The organism is Paenibacillus lactis (assembly GCF_017873605.1).
Lineage (GTDB): Bacteria > Bacillota > Bacilli > Paenibacillales > Paenibacillaceae > Paenibacillus_AQ > Paenibacillus_AQ lactis.
Map to the genome: position 1 here is coordinate 288,053 of NZ_JAGGKI010000004.1, position 14,961 is coordinate 303,013.

Consider the following 14,961-nt stretch of genomic DNA (forward strand, 5'->3'; position numbering starts at 1 on the left):
AATTTAAGGAGGAAGTGAAACCATGTTTAAAGTTTTGGTATCGGATCCGATCAGCGATTTGGGGATCCAGCAATTGATGGATGCAGCCGATGTGCAGGTAGACAAAAAGACAGGGCTCAGCGAAGATGAGCTCACTGCCATAATCGGAGAGTACGACGGCCTTCTGGTCCGGAGCCAGACCCGCGTAACCGAGCGTATTATGAGTGCCGGAACGAAGCTGAAAGTGGTTGGCCGCGCCGGAGTCGGAGTGGATAATATCGACCTCGAAGCCGCCACGAAGCGCGGTATTGTTGTTATCAATGCTCCAGACGGAAACACGATCACGACCGCTGAGCATACGTTTGCCATGATGATCGCTCTGGCCCGCCATATTCCGCAGGCCTATGCCAAGACGATTAACGGCGTATGGGACCGCAAATCCTTCCTCGGAGTGGAGCTGCGCAACAAAACCTTGGGCGTTATGGGGATGGGCCGGATCGGCAGCGAAGTCGCAAAGCGTGCGAAGGCATTCGGCATGAATATCATGGCATTCGACCCGTTCCTGACCGAGGAACGCGCCGACAAGCTCGGCGTTGAGCTCGCATCCGTAGACAGCATTATCCGCAGCGCCGATTTCATCACGGTTCATACGCCGCTGACTCCGGAAACCCGTCATATGATCGCCCGCCCGCAATTCGAGGTCATGAAGCGCGGCATGCGCATCGTGAACTGTGCGCGCGGGGGGATTATCGACGAACGCGCATTGGTCGAAGCGATCGACGAAGGCATTGTGGCTGGAGCCGCGTTTGACGTGTTCGAGCATGAGCCGCCTGAAAGCGACCATCCATTCCTTAGCCATCCGAAGGTCATCGTCACTCCGCATCTTGGCGCATCCACCATCGAAGCCCAAGAGAACGTGGCCATTGACGTATCGGAGCAGGTCCTTCATATTTTGCGCAACGAGCCGTTCAAAAATGCCGTCAACTTCCCGCTTGTCGCGGCTAGCGTCATGAACAAGCTGCAGCCATACTTCTCTCTCGGCGAGAAGCTGGGCAGCGTAGCGGCTCAAATTACCGCTCATGCCGTGAAAGAGATTCATGTCGATTATGCAGGCGAGCTGGCGGAAGTCGATACCCAAGCACTCACCCGCTACATTGTAAAAGGCGTGCTGGAGCGTCATCTCGGCAGCGAAGTGAACATCGTCAATTCGATGCACTTGGCAAAGAGCCGCGATCTTCATGTTGTCGTTTCTCAAACTCCGAAAACAAAGGACTTTGCGAACCTCGTTACCGTAACGCTAAAAACGCAAAACGGGCAGGAACGCATCGTTGCAGGCACCCTGCTTCTCGGATACGGCGAACGGATCGTGCGTCTCGACAAATTCCCGGTCGACGTTGCGCCTGAAGGCCATCTGATCTTGATCTCGCACAACGATAAGCCAGGCATTATCGGGCGCGTCGGCACCCTGCTCGGTGAGAACGACGTGAATATCGCCTCGATGCAGGTTGGCCGGAAGGTCATCGGCGGCGAAGCCATCATGTGTCTGACCGTTGACAAGGACGTCTCTAAGGAAGTGCTCGTGAAGCTGACCGGTCTTCCAGAACTCAATACAGCTCAACAAATCGTGCTCAGCTAATCCCTATGTTCCACGTTGAACAAGATTAGCCCACGAATTTCAACAAAAAACACGCTCCGATTGGAGCGTGTTTTGTCTTTTAGGCGTTCTTTTCCTAAGATTCTGCCGCATTGATAGGAATCGTCACCGTAAACACGGTGCCTTTCCCTACCTCACTAGCTGCTGTAATCGTGCCGTGATGGGCAGTCACGATGTTTTTGACAATAGCCAGACCGATCCCCGTTCCGACGGTTTCGCCGCGGACGCGGGCTTTATCGGCCTTATAGAAACGTTCAAACACAAATGGCAAATCCCCTGCAGGTATGCCGACGCCTTGGTCGGAGACGATCACCTGCAGCGCATCGCCCTTCGGCGCTTTGACCCGGTGTGCCTGGATCTTCACCTGCTTGCCGGACGGCGTATGCCGGAAAGCGTTGTCCAACAGGTTGGTCAGCACCTGCTCGAGCTTATCCTCGTCAGCAGATTCAAGGATGAGGTCCGAATGCAGGGATAGCTGCAGATCAATCTCCTGTTCCTTGGCTCTTACGGAGAACTTACGGTAGACACGCTCGCACAGTTCGCCTGCATCAACCTGCCGCAGCGACATCTCGGCGTGTCCCGCCTCCATTCGCGTCAGATCCAGCAAGTCCTTCACCAGACGGCCCATGCGCAGCGATTCCTCATGGATGACCTGGATCAGCTCCCGGCCTTCTTCAGGCGAAGCAGCCATCCCGTCGAGCAGCGCTTCGCTGTATCCCTGCATCATCGAGAGCGGGGTGCGAATTTCATGCGATACGTTGGCGATGAAATCGGTCCGCATCTTCTCCAGCTTAACCTGTTCGGTAATATCCCGGAGCACGACGACAGCGCCCCGTATCACGTCATCCGAATAGAGCGGTGCCATGTGGGCCGACCAGATCCCCTGGTTCACATGCAGATCCGCGCTCTGATCCCGGCCTTCGTTCACCGTGCTGTAGAACAGCTCGCTCAGCGGCTTAGGCATCACGTCCGCAGCCCAGCCGCCCCCTTGCAGATCATCATCCCATTCAAGTCCCTTCCAGGTCTTCATAATTTCCTGTCCGGGGGGATTGACGAGAATAACCTGCCCGTGGTTGTCAAACGTAATCACGGCGTCGCTCATGCTTCGAAGCACGCTGGACAAATGCTCCTTCTCGTGATTAAGATTGCGGATATTCGTCTCCAGCTCGGCGGCCATATGGTTGAACGTATTCGCAAGCTCGCCGATTTCATCGCTCGTCACCAGATTGAGACGGGTTCCGTACTTGCCTTTGCGGATGTCATTGGCAGCCTCGATCAGCTGCTGCATCGGCTGAGTGATTTTCGTTAACAGGAAAAGCCCGAAAAAGGTCGTCATCGAGAATCCGATGATCGACACATACGTAAACAAACGTTTGATTGCACTGGAATTGGTGAAGGTCGTATCAATGTAGGGGAGCAAAAATAATCCTAGCGTCAACAGCACGCAGGCAACCAAGCACGTAATCGTGATCCACAGCTTGCCGACAAGCGATCTCCAGAAGTTCACGTTACTTCGGAACCTCCAGCTTGTAGCCTACTCCCCATACGGTTGTGATCATCGCGGCAGCTTCCGCCGATACCTTGTTCAGCTTCTCCCGCAGCCGCTTCACATGCGTATCGACGGTGCGCAGATCACCGAAAAACTCATAATTCCAAACATCCTTCAGGAGCTCTTCCCGGGAAAAGACTTTATCCGGCGACGAGGCCAAATAATGCAGCAGCTCATACTCCTTCGGCGTAAGGCTGATTTCCTGTCCCCCCGCCGTTACCCGATGGGCGTCGTGCTCAATGACAAGATGAGGGAAGACAATGCTGTTGCTCGGGTTGGATTCTTTGCTAAGGTAAGCCGTTGCCGAAGAGCGGCGCAGAATCGCCTTGACCCGATAGATGACCTCCCGCGGGCTGAACGGCTTGACGACATAATCGTCCGCGCCGACCTCGAAGCCTTGAACACGGTTGATTTCTTCTCCCTTGGCAGTCAGCATCAGAATCGGCGTCGACTTCACCTGACGAAGACGCGTACATACCTCGACTCCGTCCATACCCGGCAGCATCACATCCAATATGACAAGTCCGTAATCCTCACCGGTTGCCTTGCGAAGGGCAGTCTCCCCGTCTTCAGCCTCTTCAATCTCATATCCTTCCTTCTCCAGGTACATCTTCAACAAACGCCGAATACGCTCTTCATCATCGACTACGAGTATGCGGTTACCATGCTCAGACATTGACAGCAGCTCCTTCATTGTTATAGGGGAAAATCAGAACGGCCCTCGCATCGTAAGGGCCCTCCTGATTTTCTAATCCATTGCTATTAAACTACATCTTAATCCGTTCCGGCATAGGAATGCAGACCGGCAATGATCAGGTTGACGCCAACCAGCGTGAACATCACGACGATAAATCCGATAACCGACAGCCAGGACGAGTACTTGCCCTGCCATCCGCGGGACAACCGCAAATGCAGGTACACGCTGTAAAAGAGCCACGTTATCAGCGCCCATACTTCCTTCGGATCCCAGCCCCAGAAGCGACCCCATGCAATCTCCGCCCAAATCATGGCGAAGATGAGCCCGCCCAGCGTAAATACCGGGAACCCGATCGCAATCGCACGGTAGCTGATTTCGTCCAGGTCATCCGGATTCAGCTTGTTCAGCGCAGGCTGAATGAACTTCGCGATCGGTCTACGGATGAACAGCCGCAGCAATCCATACAGGATGATGCCGCTCACCAGCGACCAGATCACAGTGTTGAGCTTCCTCCCCGCGTTCACGCCATGCATCCATGACGGAGCTTCGAACAGCGGGGATTTCATGCCCAGGAATGACTGCATGCTTTCCGTCTCGCTCTGATACGGGGCTACAATCGGAGGCATATTGTACTCCACTTTTACTATTTTACTGGTTTCCGTTTTAGGGTCAATCTGCGTCTGATTGAACACGGCTTCGTAACCGGCTGTGCGGAAGCTGTAGACCGACAAAATGAAGCCGAGCAGGACGACGATCGCGAACATGCAGAGCTCGAGCCAGCGCTGCTCCCTCCGCGCGCCTTTATCCGTAGCGGTGAAGTTGACCGTCCGCAGCAGGTGCATCAGACCAGCGATAAAGCCGACGGCGAAGAACGCATCGCCGAGCGCGGCTAGTGTGACGTGAATGCCGAGCCAATACGACTGCAGCGAAGGAATCAACGGCTGCACTTCCTGAGGGAACACGGCCGCATACGCCATAATGAGAATGACGAGCGGCAGCGCGAACAGGCCGAGCAGCGATTTTTTGTAAATAAAATACAGCACCAGAAATGCAATCATGATCGCCATGGACAGGAACGACATAAACTCGTACATGTTGCTCACCGGCACATGCCCGGAGCCTGCCCATCTGGTGAAGAAATACAGCAGATGGCCGATCAGGCCGATCGATGCTGTCACGAATGCGATCTTGCCCCATTTGGCAAGATGGGCCTCGGGCTCCCGCTTCCGGAAGCGGCGTCCCATCACCGCAATGGCATACATGATAAACGATGCGCAATATAGCAAAAAGGACACAACAAATGCATCACCGCTAAAATCGATTAGATTCATGCTTGACTCCCCCTGTTATTCTCCAGCGACTTTTCGTCGACCTCGATATTCATCTGATTCAGGATGGCGGCGACTTCCCTGCGCAGACCGAACCAGTTCTTGTTCGTGTGGGCACCGAGCGTCAGCGTTCCGTCATCGACCCGCAGCCAAATCCGGCGATGATGGAAATAGAAGCCCATAACCAGTCCGATCATGCCGATAAATGCGCCCACCCAGATGAAAGGCATCGCCTTATCCACGCGGATGTTCAAATACGTCGTTGACTCCGCAAAGTCGACGTCATCCATGCTCAGTACGTCCAGCGTTACGAGATTCTCGCCTCCGGCAAGCTGCGCATTGATCGCATCCTGCTGGAACCGCTCCTTGTCGACCTGTTTCGGGAAGTAGAAATATTGAATGCCGTCCGCCGGCAGGTTCGGTCCCTTGATCAGGAACAGGAACGCGGGTGCGTTCGGGTTCGGCGACAGATTGACCGGCTTCCCGTCGTCACCGAGGCCGAAATCCGTAAACGTCTGCGTAAGCGTCAAGGTGTAATCCCCTGCCTTGTACTCTCTTACGGGATCCTTGATCGACAGATCGATCTTTCCATATTGTTCCCCGGTTTTGCTGTCAATCAACATCGGGGATACGGTTCGGAGAATCGGAGTCAAATCATAATCGAATTGATACGCCTTCAGCCCCTTGTAGTTAAGCGGGTGGTTCACCTCGATGTTATGGCGGGTGACCTCCTTAAGCTGCGGCTCTTGGCCCGGTGTATTGCAATTGGACTCGCACACATACAGGATCGCCTCCGTTTCGAATTTCTTAGGCAGCACCTTGCCCTTGCCTTTGAATTCATTCGGCATATCCTCTTCCGTATAGAACTCTACCTTGAATCCGTCATTCATCAGATAATAACTCGTGTTCTTGATGTGCACGGGCTCCCCTTCGGGAAATGCCATATGCTCGTCCATATGAAGGCCCGGCAAATTCCGTCCAAGGACAGCTAAAAGAAAAATGATCAGGCCGATATGGAGCACATACGGCCCCCATCGGCTGAACCGCTGCTTCTCCGCAAGCAGCGTGCCCCCGTCCGTGCGGACGCGGTATCCTTTTTTCTTGATCAGCGGCTTCACCCGCTCAACCCACTCGGCACCGTCTTGTTCAACCGTCCCCTGGTACACCACCCGCTGGCGGGTCAGAAACGACATATGCTTCGGTATGCGCTGTCTGCTTAGCGCCTTGTACAGCGGCAGGACGCGGTCCAGGCTGCAGATGACCAAGGATGCGCCGATCATGACCAGCAGAAGCACGAACCACCAGGATGTATATGTATGGGACAGCCCGAGCAGATAATAAATATGCCCCAGCTGTCCGTACTCCTCTTTGTAGTAGACAGAGGGGTCAATGTTAAGGAATGTGCTCTCCTGCGGCAGGATGGTTCCGAGCGACGAGCCGATCAGCGTCAGCAGGATCAAATAGATCGCAACCTTCACCGAGGAGAAGAAATTCCAGACTTTGTCGATGAAGCCGGGGTTGGCTTTCTGCGAGCGGCGGGCCACCCCGTCGTAACGCATTTCCAGGATCTGCTGGGCTTCCGCTTCCTTTGTCAGCGGTTTCCCGCAGGCTTCGCACAGGACGGTTCCGGGCGGATTCTGATGTCCGCATTCACATTTCGTGTTTTGGATCAAAGGCTTGGAACCTTCACTCATTTTGCTTTCACCAACTGTTCAATTTGTTTATCCAGCGTGTCCAGATCCAGCTCGCCGATACGAATATGGTGAATCTTCCCGGAAGCCGTCACGAAGAAGGTCGTGGGCATTGGGCCAACGCCGTAGCTGGCCACCGCATCCCGGTCCGGATCCATCAGGATCGGGAACTTCACGCCGGTTTGAGCCACAAAATTTTCAACCGTCATTTTGTTCTCGCCCACATTGATCCCAACGATTTCGACCCCTTGATCCTTCCACTTCTCCCACTGTGCCTGCAGCGCCGGCATCTCCCGGACGCAAGGCGGGCAGTAGGTCCCCCAGAAATTGATAACTCTGGCTTTGCCTTCGTATTCGCTCATGGTATGTACATTGCCATCCATGCCCAGAAGCTCGAAATTCGCCGCCTTCTCACCGACCTTAGGCACCTCGTCGGAGCCGAATACAACGGTTGCAACGGCGTACACGCCGATTAGAACGATGGCAAGCAGGATAACGATCTGAATGCTTTTCTTCGATTTGCCCATAGTGCAGCAGCTTCCTTTCTATGACTTTCATCATAAATGTGCAGGCGGGTGTGAACATCCTATGAACAATTATAACGAAATTCGTCATAAACGCCGCTCGCCATTTTGAATATTATGTGTCGGGTTACCGTTTTTTCTTCGGTTTACCGCCTGGTTTCGCCGCCTTGGCCATCTGCTGCAGCTCATTGACTTCACTTGGCGTCAAGTGACGGTACAGGCCCCGCTTCAGATTCTGAAGCAGCAGATCGCCGTACGCGATCCGCTTAAGCCGGATGACCGGATGATTGATCGCCTCGAACATCCGCCGCACCTGGCGGTTGCGTCCCTCGTGAATCGTAATGGTGATGACGGACTGCTTGTTGTCCGGGTCCACGTCGCGGTATTCGACTTCGGCCGGAGCGGTCATTCCGTCCTCCAGCATGATGCCCTGACGCAGCTTGTCCAGCTCGGTTCCGTGGGGCACCCCTTTCACCGTTGCCAGGTAGGTTTTCGGCACATGATACTTGGGGTGGCTGAGCAGATTGGCGAATTCGCCGTCATTGGTCAGCAGCAGCAGCCCTTCCGTATCGTAATCCAGACGGCCGATCGGGTAGACGCGCTCCTTTACGCCCTTGAGATAGTCCGATACGATCTTCCGGCCTTCCGGATCCGATGCGCTCGTAATAACTCCCTTTGGCTTATTCAACATTAAATAGACCTTTTTCTCATGCTTGATCGGTTTCCCTGAAACCGTAATGATATCTTGGTCGGGGTCGGCCTTCGTGCCGAGCTCGGTAACGGTCTCCCCGTTCACCTGCACCTTGCCCTCCAGAATCAGTTCCTCGCACTTTCGGCGGGATGCGACTCCGGCCTGTGCCATAATTTTCTGTAATCTCTCCATGTTCGATAGGTCACCTCATCCCTAATGATAACCATCGACAGGATAAATCACAAGCGCGTTCCACGGAAAATCCGCTCCAGGGCAGCTCTCTGCATGTGGAAACAGATATAACGGGGAAATATCATGCAGTCTCGAGAGCTCCATAATGATTTTGCTGGCGGTAAACAGCTGGCTCTTCTGCTCAAGGCTCATGAGCTCGTAGCGACGGTTGAAATTGCCTTCCAGACAGATATGAATCAGTTTATGATGCAGAAGCATCGGGGAAGACGTGACCGATCCGTCCGCATGTATTGTAAAATCGAACCTCACCCGCGGCTCCTGCTCGCATTCGGAATGATGGATTACAAAGCCTTCGAATTCCATATCATCATCACCTCTGCCGCACAAATTTGATTCAGCAGTATATGACATTGCGGCCCCGGCGGTATAGGCGCGTGTTCCCTTATCAAAACAAAAAATCCCCGATTACCGCGCAGTCATAAGCACGAAATAGGGGAAATGAAGCTGGTATAATTGCAATGTCACTATCCAAATACGAGCAGACATACGGCGATTGCGGCAATAAACCCGACCAGATCCGAAAACAGTCCGACTTTTAGCGCATATCTGCCGTTGCGGATGCCAACCGCGCCGAAATAGACAGTCAGCACGTACAAAGTCGTATCCGTGCTTCCTTGGATCGTGGAAGCGATCCGGCCGATCATCGAATCCGGCCCATAAGCGCGGATCAGCTCGGTTGTATAAGCGAGCGATCCCGTCCCAGTCAGCGGACGAAGCAGGCCGAGCGGCAAAATTTCGCCCGGGACCCCGAGGGACTGCAGAAACGGGCCCGTCCATCCCACAAAGAACTCCAGCGCCCCGGATGATCGGAAGACGCTGATCGCCACCATCATCCCCACCAAATGGGGGATGATGCCGATTGCAGTGGAGAAGCCGTCCTTGGCTCCTTCCACAAACGATTCATATACCGGTACTTTGCGGGTATAGGCATAAAGCGGGATGAACGCGACCATAATGGGAATAGACCAGGCCGAGATGACGCTAATCCATGACAGCAATGTTCATCACCCTTTCATATCCGGATTCCTTCCAGCCCCGATTCCGGACGGCTGCTTCCGCCGAATCGTACGCCTTCTATACCATCTGTCGGCGAGAATGGCTGCCGCTGTCGCAATGGCCGTAGCCAGCAGCGTCGTTCCTACGATTTCGGCCGGATTTGCCGATTCGTAATTCAAGCGGATGGCTATCAACGTTGTCGGAATCAGCGTAATACTGGCTGTGTTAAGCGCCAGCAGCGTGCACATGGCCGGTGTCGCGGTGTCTTTATCCGGATTCAGCTTCTGCAGCTCCTGCATCGCTTTGATTCCCATCGGCGTTGCCGCATTGCCGAGACCGAACAAATTCGCGCTCATATTCGATAAGATATACCCTATCGCCGGATGGTCCTTCGGCACGTCGGGGAACAGAAACCGTACGACCGGTCCAAGCATGACGGCAACCTTCTTCAGAAGCCCCGAATCCTCGGCAATCCGCATCATGCCAAGCCAAAAGACCAGGATGCTGATCAGCCCGAAGGACACGGTAACGCCTGTTTGAGCTCCATCAAACACGGCTTTGGTCACCGCGTCGATATTTCCGTTCACCGCCGCAAAGCCAAACCCGATCAGGATCATCCCCATCCAAATCATATTGATCATAGCTCTTCTACGCCCCCGTTCTTTGACTCGCCGTATCGAGAGGAGTTCCCCTCTTAGCGAAATCTAATGATGATTGGCACGCACCAGATGCTTGAACACTTCGGCGGCCGATTGCCATAACGACAAGGCAGCTCCCTGCGCGGAGGCGCTCCTGGACTTCTGCAAGGCGGACGGCGGCTCAGGAAGTCTGGCGCCTTGCTCGTATACAGGAACTTTGCCGATGCTGACACCGTTCAGCAGCAGCTCGATGTGTCCTCTGAGTCCGAAGGACACATCCGGCGAGCCTTGCTTGTGAAGAACGAGCCTTTTGACTAGCCGGGTTTCCTCGTCATGGGTAAATGCATACTTAAACGTGCTTCCGGTAACGAGCGAGTAGCCTTGTATTTTTTGCCCTTTCTCGATAACCTGCTTCAGCGGAAAATGGTTGAAGCCGTAATCAAGCATATTGGCATGGTCATTCCAATCATTGCCGTCATTGAGCGTAACCGCAGCGATCTGCTGACCGTTCCGCGTGGCCGAGCTGACCAGGCAGCGGAACGCTTTCTTCGTAAAACCGGTTTTAACGCCGTCAGCTCCTTCGTAGAGGCGCAGCATTTTATTTTTATTATCCCATTTGTAATCCCAGGACTCGTTCGGGTTCGGCGCCCGCTTGGTCGGTGTCTTCACGATTTCTTTGAACGTCGGGTTCTGAAGCGCATAGGCGGTCATCCTGGCAACATCATTGGCGGAGGAATAGTGCTCGTCATGATCCAGCCCGTGCGGATTCATAAAATGCGTGTTGGTTAACCCGAGCTCCTGGGCCTTCTGATTCATCAGCAGGACGAAGCCTTCCTCCGTCCCTCCCACATGCTCCGCAATGGCGGTGGCGGCGTCATTGCCCGAACGGAGCATTAAGCCATAGAGCAGGTTTTCCAAGGTCATCTCCTCGCCAAGCTTCAAGAAGAGGGAGGAGCCTTCCTTGGCAAATGCGTTCTTCGAAACCGTGACCCGGTCGTTCAGCTTGCCGTGCTCGATGGCTACAATCGCCGTCATGATTTTGGTAAGGCTGGCGATCCGCAGCCGCTCGTCCCCATTTTTGCTGTACAACAGCCTGCCCGATGTAACATCGATCAACGCGGCCGCCTGGGCGTGATTCGCCGGCCCCTTCTCATGATCCGCATAGGCAGGGCCGGCCGCGGCCATCAGACAAACCACCAGCAATATGGATAACAAGGACTTGCAATTCGTCCGTTTCATTTTCATTATTTTATCCTCCGGTGTTCAGAAATCTTGTACAAGTATATGTTGTCCCTCCAGAAAGTATGTCCACATGCAAAAATCCCCAGATCGCTTCATGCGAGAGGGGATTTGCTATGCAGCGCTTAGTACGTCGACCCGTTACCGCCACCGTTGGCATTGGCGTTGCTGCCTGATTGGAACATCGCTTGGATCTGCTCCAGCAAATACGGGGTCGCATCGATAATGCGCTCGAACAGATGCGTCTGATTGTCGAGCGGAACGATGTGGACGCCCTCCTTGCCTACGACAAGGAACGCAATCGGTCTGATGGATACGCCGCCGCCGCTTCCGCCGCCAAACGGGTGCGTGTATGAATGGCCATGCGTCCCGTCTGCGGGATGGCGGGTGCCTCCGGCTTCAATGTTGTAGTCGCTTCCGCCGGCCGCAAAGCCAAACGCCACTTTACTGATTGGCAAAATTACGCTGCCGTCAGGTGTGTTTACGGGATCGCCAACGATCGTATTCACGTCCACCATTCCCTTGATGTTCTCCATCGCGGTTTGCATCAAGCCTTGAATAGGGTGTTCTGCCATGATCTAACTCCTCCTTTCACCTTTAACACGCGAACTATGAATACCAGTCCAGCAACCATAGCTTTTCCGAAGGAGATTTTCGCTATGCAGTTCAGCTCTGTGGAAAAATGCGGCGGTCCGTTAAAGCGGGGTACGACATCGACGGCCGGTTTTTCCTCCATAATCAGGCGATAGGACAACCAGCCGAGCAGGGTATGTTTAACGGCGTGCAGCAGCCCGGAAGCGACGGCCGTATCGGCGGCATGCTCAAGGGCCACCTCCGTCGACCACCGGATGTCCCGGAGATGGACGTTTGCCAACGTCTGCCGCAGCCATTTCTTAAATCCTTTGGTGGCCATTATAGCTGTTGAATACTGCCGAAACCGAATGGTACGACTTTTTTGTCTCTGATCCGCCTGTTCATCCTGTCCAAATGTCATCCCCTGCTTGAAGACCGATTCTTGATTGAATTCAATGCCGCCGTTCGCCAGATGAAAGGGCAGATCATAGATCCGCTTGATCATGCCATAGACCATCTTTACCTCGGCATGGAGCTTGTATTCATTTTTTCGCATGACCATATCCAGCCTGACCGTCACGGCCGAGTTCAACACGATGACAGCCAGCACAATGAGCAGTACTACAAGTCCGATCGCAAGATAAATCCAAATGCTCACAACGTAACCCCCAGCAACGAGCTTGATATAATACATCCGCTTGGCTTAGTATGGCAAATCGCCAGGTAAATAATGCGAACCCGCTCACCTTCGTCCTCTCCTGTCACCGGGGATAATGAATGGATTGTGCTTCCCTTAGCCATTAATCTAGGATGGTGGTGGAGCAGATCGAACGGGGTGCTAATTGGAAAGGAACCTATGCAACGCAAAAAAATCCCGAGCCAACCTCCGCTCGGGATTCGAATTTTCGTATAGAACATCCGTTTATCGATCAATTCTCCACATCATCAAATGTCAGCTGATGACCATCCAGCTTATCAAACAGCATTTGCGTCTCTTCCTCGAGCGACTCGGCATCCTCAAATTGGGACGGCTCCGGCAAATCCTTAATGCTGGCGAGCCCGAAGTAATCGAGGAATAATTTCGTCGTGCCATACAAAATCGGTCTGCCGATCGCTTCCGCACGGCCCACCTCTTCAATCAAGCCTTTGGTGGTCAGCGTATGAATCGCCCGCTCGGATTTGACACCCCGGATCTCCTCGATGTCAACCCGCGTGATCGGCTGTCTGTAAGCGACAATGGATAGCGTTTCGAGCGCCGCCTGGGACAGGGAGGAGCGCGAAGGCGAGTATGCCAGACGTTCGAAATATGGCGCATGCTCCGCAAGCGTCGCCATTTTGTAGCTGCCGGCGATTTGGACGATCTGCAATCCCCGCTCCTGGCGCGCCCATTCCTCCTTCATATCCTCAAGCGCTTCTTCCACCAGCCCCGTGGACTGTTCCGTAATTTCAGCGACCTGCTTGACCGACAGGCCTTCCTCGCCCGCCAAGAACAGCAGTCCCTCAATAATCGATTTCAGCTTCGGATAATCCATCAATGCGTTCTTCCCCTCTCCATTCCATCACAATATCCTCGAAGAGCCGCTCCTGATAGCAAACGATCTGCTTCATCTTCATCAATTCCAAAATCGCCAGGAAGGTAACCACGATTTCATGCCGCTCCATCTCCTCATGAAGCAGCTTGGAGAACAACACCCTTCCTCCCGGCCCCGCTTGCTCGAGCGTATCGATCACCTGGCGAATCCGATCCTTAACCGATATTTCATCGCGCTGTATCCGTGCGTATGAAGTTCGTCTTACGGCTTTGCTTAAGGCTTTTTGGAATGCGCGGATCAAATCGGCAACGTGGAGCCCTTCGACCGGGTTTTCCTGGGCTTCCGGCATGTAGGGCGTTAAATCCTCCGCCTCTTTCGAGTAAATCATGCTCCGCTCCCATTCTCTCTCATGGAGATGCTGAGCAATTCCCTTGTATTTACGATATTCGATCAGCCGCTGAACGAGCTCCGCTCTCGGATCCACATCTTCCTCTTCGTAAAAATCAAACTCGTCCATCTCGATAACCGGAGGCTTTGGAAGCAGCAGCTTCGATTTAATAGACAGCAGCGTCGCCGCCATCACCAGAAATTCACTTGTAATTTCAAGCTCCAATTCCTGCATGTTGTGCAGATAGGCCATGTATTGTTCGGTAATCTCGCTGACGGGGATATCCTGGATGTCGATTTCCGCTCTATCAATCAGGTGAAGCAGCAGATCGAGCGGTCCTTCAAACGTCTCCAGCTTATATAATACGCTCACGGTGAATCCTCCCGCCATAAAAATAAAATGCAGTGCTCTGATGAAAAAGAGCACTACATTAAATAAGCACTATTTTAAGCTTTTCGTCAAGTTTGCCATTTCGATCGCCGCCATCGCGGAATCCCAGCCTTTGTTGCCAGCCTTCGTTCCGGCGCGTTCAACGGCCTGCTCGATGTTCTCCGTCGTCACGACGCCGAAGATGGTTGGCACGCCGGTCTTCAGGTTGATCGCCGACACGCCCTTCGCCACTTCATTGCACACGTAATCGTAGTGGGTTGTCGATCCGCGAATGACGGTGCCCAAGGTAATGATGGCGTCGTATTTGCCGCTTTCTGCCATTTTTTGGGCGATCAGCGGAATTTCGAATGCGCCCGGCACCCATGCTACATCCACCTCATCATCCTGCACGCCGTGACGCTTCAACGCGTCGAGCGCACCGCTTAACAGCTTGCTGGTAATAAATTCATTAAACCGGCCTACTACGATTCCGTATTTCAAGCCTTCCGATACTAAATTGCCTTCAAAAATGTTTGCCATGGTTATGGTCATCCTTTCAAATGGGAGTATTGTTATTGTCGATGCATGCTGCACTTTGCGCTCGATGAGCGCTCGTTGATGCGATTCTTGCATTGTCCGCTGCGCACCGGATGCTGCTTCCGATCGCTGTTGCCACCGGATTCCCTGAATGACTCACACACAAGGTAGGAATCCGACGGCAAAGGCGAACGCTTCGCTTCTCCTGCTGCATTCCGCCGCTCCGCTGGGTTCATTCAGGTAGCAAATACGGGCTGACTCTTCGAGCTAGTCGGCGTTTGCGAATGCATCATGGACCATTACGCTTGCGGAGTTGGGGATTCG

16 protein-coding genes are annotated in these 14,961 nt (G+C 53.6%); 1 reads left to right on the forward strand and 15 read right to left on the reverse strand.

Features of this window, described 5'->3' with window-relative positions; all coding sequences use genetic code 11:
* Positions 1-22: 22 nt before the first annotated feature.
* A complete protein-coding gene (gene serA / locus J2Z18_RS09965) occupies positions 23-1,615 on the forward strand; it encodes a phosphoglycerate dehydrogenase (protein WP_007129792.1) in 1,593 nt (530 codons plus the stop codon).
* Between the two features lie 94 nt (positions 1,616-1,709).
* Here the strand turns inward: serA and J2Z18_RS09970 are convergent, their stop codons facing one another.
* From J2Z18_RS09970 to ribH, 15 genes are all read right to left on the reverse strand, one after another.
* On the reverse strand, positions 1,710-3,140 hold the full coding sequence (locus J2Z18_RS09970) for a HAMP domain-containing sensor histidine kinase (RefSeq protein WP_007129791.1): 1,431 nt from the start codon (positions 3,138-3,140) through the stop codon (positions 1,710-1,712).
* A gap of 1 nt (position 3,141) precedes the next feature.
* Complete coding sequence (locus tag J2Z18_RS09975; protein WP_007129790.1) at positions 3,142-3,858, reverse strand: response regulator transcription factor; 717 nt, start codon at positions 3,856-3,858, stop codon at positions 3,142-3,144.
* A 98-nt stretch (positions 3,859-3,956) separates the two neighbouring features.
* The gene (gene ccsB, locus J2Z18_RS09980; protein WP_007129789.1) at positions 3,957-5,210 is read right to left on the reverse strand and encodes a c-type cytochrome biogenesis protein CcsB; all 1,254 of its coding nucleotides are present in this window, start codon (positions 5,208-5,210) and stop codon (positions 3,957-3,959) included.
* Positions 5,207-6,901 carry a cytochrome c biogenesis protein ResB gene (locus J2Z18_RS09985; protein WP_007129788.1) on the reverse strand — a complete coding sequence of 565 codons (1,695 nt, stop codon included), beginning with the start codon at positions 6,899-6,901 and terminating at the stop codon, positions 5,207-5,209. Before J2Z18_RS09985 ends, ccsB begins: the two co-directional genes overlap by 4 nt.
* On the reverse strand, positions 6,898-7,425 hold the full coding sequence (locus J2Z18_RS09990; RefSeq protein WP_007129787.1) for a redoxin domain-containing protein: 528 nt from the start codon (positions 7,423-7,425) through the stop codon (positions 6,898-6,900). Before J2Z18_RS09990 ends, J2Z18_RS09985 begins: the two co-directional genes overlap by 4 nt.
* Before the next feature lie 124 nt (positions 7,426-7,549).
* On the reverse strand, positions 7,550-8,305 hold the full coding sequence (locus tag J2Z18_RS09995) for a pseudouridine synthase (protein ID WP_007129786.1): 756 nt from the start codon (positions 8,303-8,305) through the stop codon (positions 7,550-7,552).
* A 21-nt stretch (positions 8,306-8,326) separates the two neighbouring features.
* Positions 8,327-8,668: a hypothetical protein gene (locus tag J2Z18_RS10000; protein WP_007129785.1), complete on the reverse strand. Its 342-nt coding sequence runs from the start codon at positions 8,666-8,668 to the stop codon at positions 8,327-8,329.
* Between the two features lie 161 nt (positions 8,669-8,829).
* Positions 8,830-9,363: a spore maturation protein gene (locus tag J2Z18_RS10005; protein ID WP_007129784.1), complete on the reverse strand. Its 534-nt coding sequence runs from the start codon at positions 9,361-9,363 to the stop codon at positions 8,830-8,832.
* 6 nt (positions 9,364-9,369) lie between these two features.
* Positions 9,370-10,002, reverse strand: a complete 633-nt coding sequence (locus tag J2Z18_RS10010) for a nucleoside recognition domain-containing protein (protein ID WP_007129783.1) — start codon at positions 10,000-10,002, stop codon at positions 9,370-9,372.
* A 63-nt stretch (positions 10,003-10,065) separates the two neighbouring features.
* Positions 10,066-11,244: a D-alanyl-D-alanine carboxypeptidase family protein gene (locus tag J2Z18_RS10015; protein ID WP_007129782.1), complete on the reverse strand. Its 1,179-nt coding sequence runs from the start codon at positions 11,242-11,244 to the stop codon at positions 10,066-10,068.
* A 119-nt stretch (positions 11,245-11,363) separates the two neighbouring features.
* Positions 11,364-11,813, reverse strand: coding sequence for a GerW family sporulation protein (ytfJ, locus tag J2Z18_RS10020; protein WP_007129781.1), 450 nt, complete (start codon positions 11,811-11,813; stop codon positions 11,364-11,366).
* Positions 11,786-12,469 carry a DUF2953 domain-containing protein gene (locus J2Z18_RS10025; protein WP_210094618.1) on the reverse strand — a complete coding sequence of 228 codons (684 nt, stop codon included), beginning with the start codon at positions 12,467-12,469 and terminating at the stop codon, positions 11,786-11,788. Before J2Z18_RS10025 ends, ytfJ begins: the two co-directional genes overlap by 28 nt.
* A gap of 271 nt (positions 12,470-12,740) precedes the next feature.
* Positions 12,741-13,343 (reverse strand): SMC-Scp complex subunit ScpB, encoded by a 603-nt coding sequence (gene scpB, locus J2Z18_RS10030; RefSeq protein WP_007129779.1) that lies wholly within the window; start codon positions 13,341-13,343, stop codon positions 12,741-12,743.
* Positions 13,312-14,103 carry a segregation and condensation protein A gene (locus tag J2Z18_RS10035; RefSeq protein WP_007129778.1) on the reverse strand — a complete coding sequence of 264 codons (792 nt, stop codon included), beginning with the start codon at positions 14,101-14,103 and terminating at the stop codon, positions 13,312-13,314. The genes scpB and J2Z18_RS10035 overlap by 32 nt, the downstream gene beginning before the upstream one ends.
* A 69-nt stretch (positions 14,104-14,172) precedes the next feature.
* Entirely contained in the window at positions 14,173-14,640 is a 468-nt protein-coding gene (gene ribH / locus J2Z18_RS10040) for a 6,7-dimethyl-8-ribityllumazine synthase (protein WP_007129777.1), read from the reverse strand.
* Positions 14,641-14,961 lie beyond the last annotated feature (321 nt).

What these genes read in the sequence shown, in the direction of transcription:
- J2Z18_RS10015 (WP_007129782.1), bottom strand. Translation starts at nt 11,244, where the DNA reads ATGAAAATGAAACGGACGAATTGCAAGTCCTTGTTATCCATATTGCTG.
- J2Z18_RS09975 (WP_007129790.1), bottom strand. Translation starts at nt 3,858, where the DNA reads ATGTCTGAGCATGGTAACCGCATACTCGTAGTCGATGATGAAGAGCGT.
- scpB (WP_007129779.1), bottom strand. Translation starts at nt 13,343, where the DNA reads ATGGATTATCCGAAGCTGAAATCGATTATTGAGGGACTGCTGTTCTTG.
- J2Z18_RS10000 (WP_007129785.1), bottom strand. Translation starts at nt 8,668, where the DNA reads ATGGAATTCGAAGGCTTTGTAATCCATCATTCCGAATGCGAGCAGGAG.
- serA (WP_007129792.1), top strand. Translation starts at nt 23, where the DNA reads ATGTTTAAAGTTTTGGTATCGGATCCGATCAGCGATTTGGGGATCCAG.
- ccsB (WP_007129789.1), bottom strand. Translation starts at nt 5,210, where the DNA reads ATGAATCTAATCGATTTTAGCGGTGATGCATTTGTTGTGTCCTTTTTG.
- ytfJ (WP_007129781.1), bottom strand. Translation starts at nt 11,813, where the DNA reads ATGGCAGAACACCCTATTCAAGGCTTGATGCAAACCGCGATGGAGAAC.
- ribH (WP_007129777.1), bottom strand. Translation starts at nt 14,640, where the DNA reads ATGGCAAACATTTTTGAAGGCAATTTAGTATCGGAAGGCTTGAAATAC.
- J2Z18_RS09995 (WP_007129786.1), bottom strand. Translation starts at nt 8,305, where the DNA reads ATGGAGAGATTACAGAAAATTATGGCACAGGCCGGAGTCGCATCCCGC.
- J2Z18_RS09990 (WP_007129787.1), bottom strand. Translation starts at nt 7,425, where the DNA reads ATGGGCAAATCGAAGAAAAGCATTCAGATCGTTATCCTGCTTGCCATC.
- J2Z18_RS09985 (WP_007129788.1), bottom strand. Translation starts at nt 6,901, where the DNA reads ATGAGTGAAGGTTCCAAGCCTTTGATCCAAAACACGAAATGTGAATGC.
- J2Z18_RS10010 (WP_007129783.1), bottom strand. Translation starts at nt 10,002, where the DNA reads ATGATCAATATGATTTGGATGGGGATGATCCTGATCGGGTTTGGCTTT.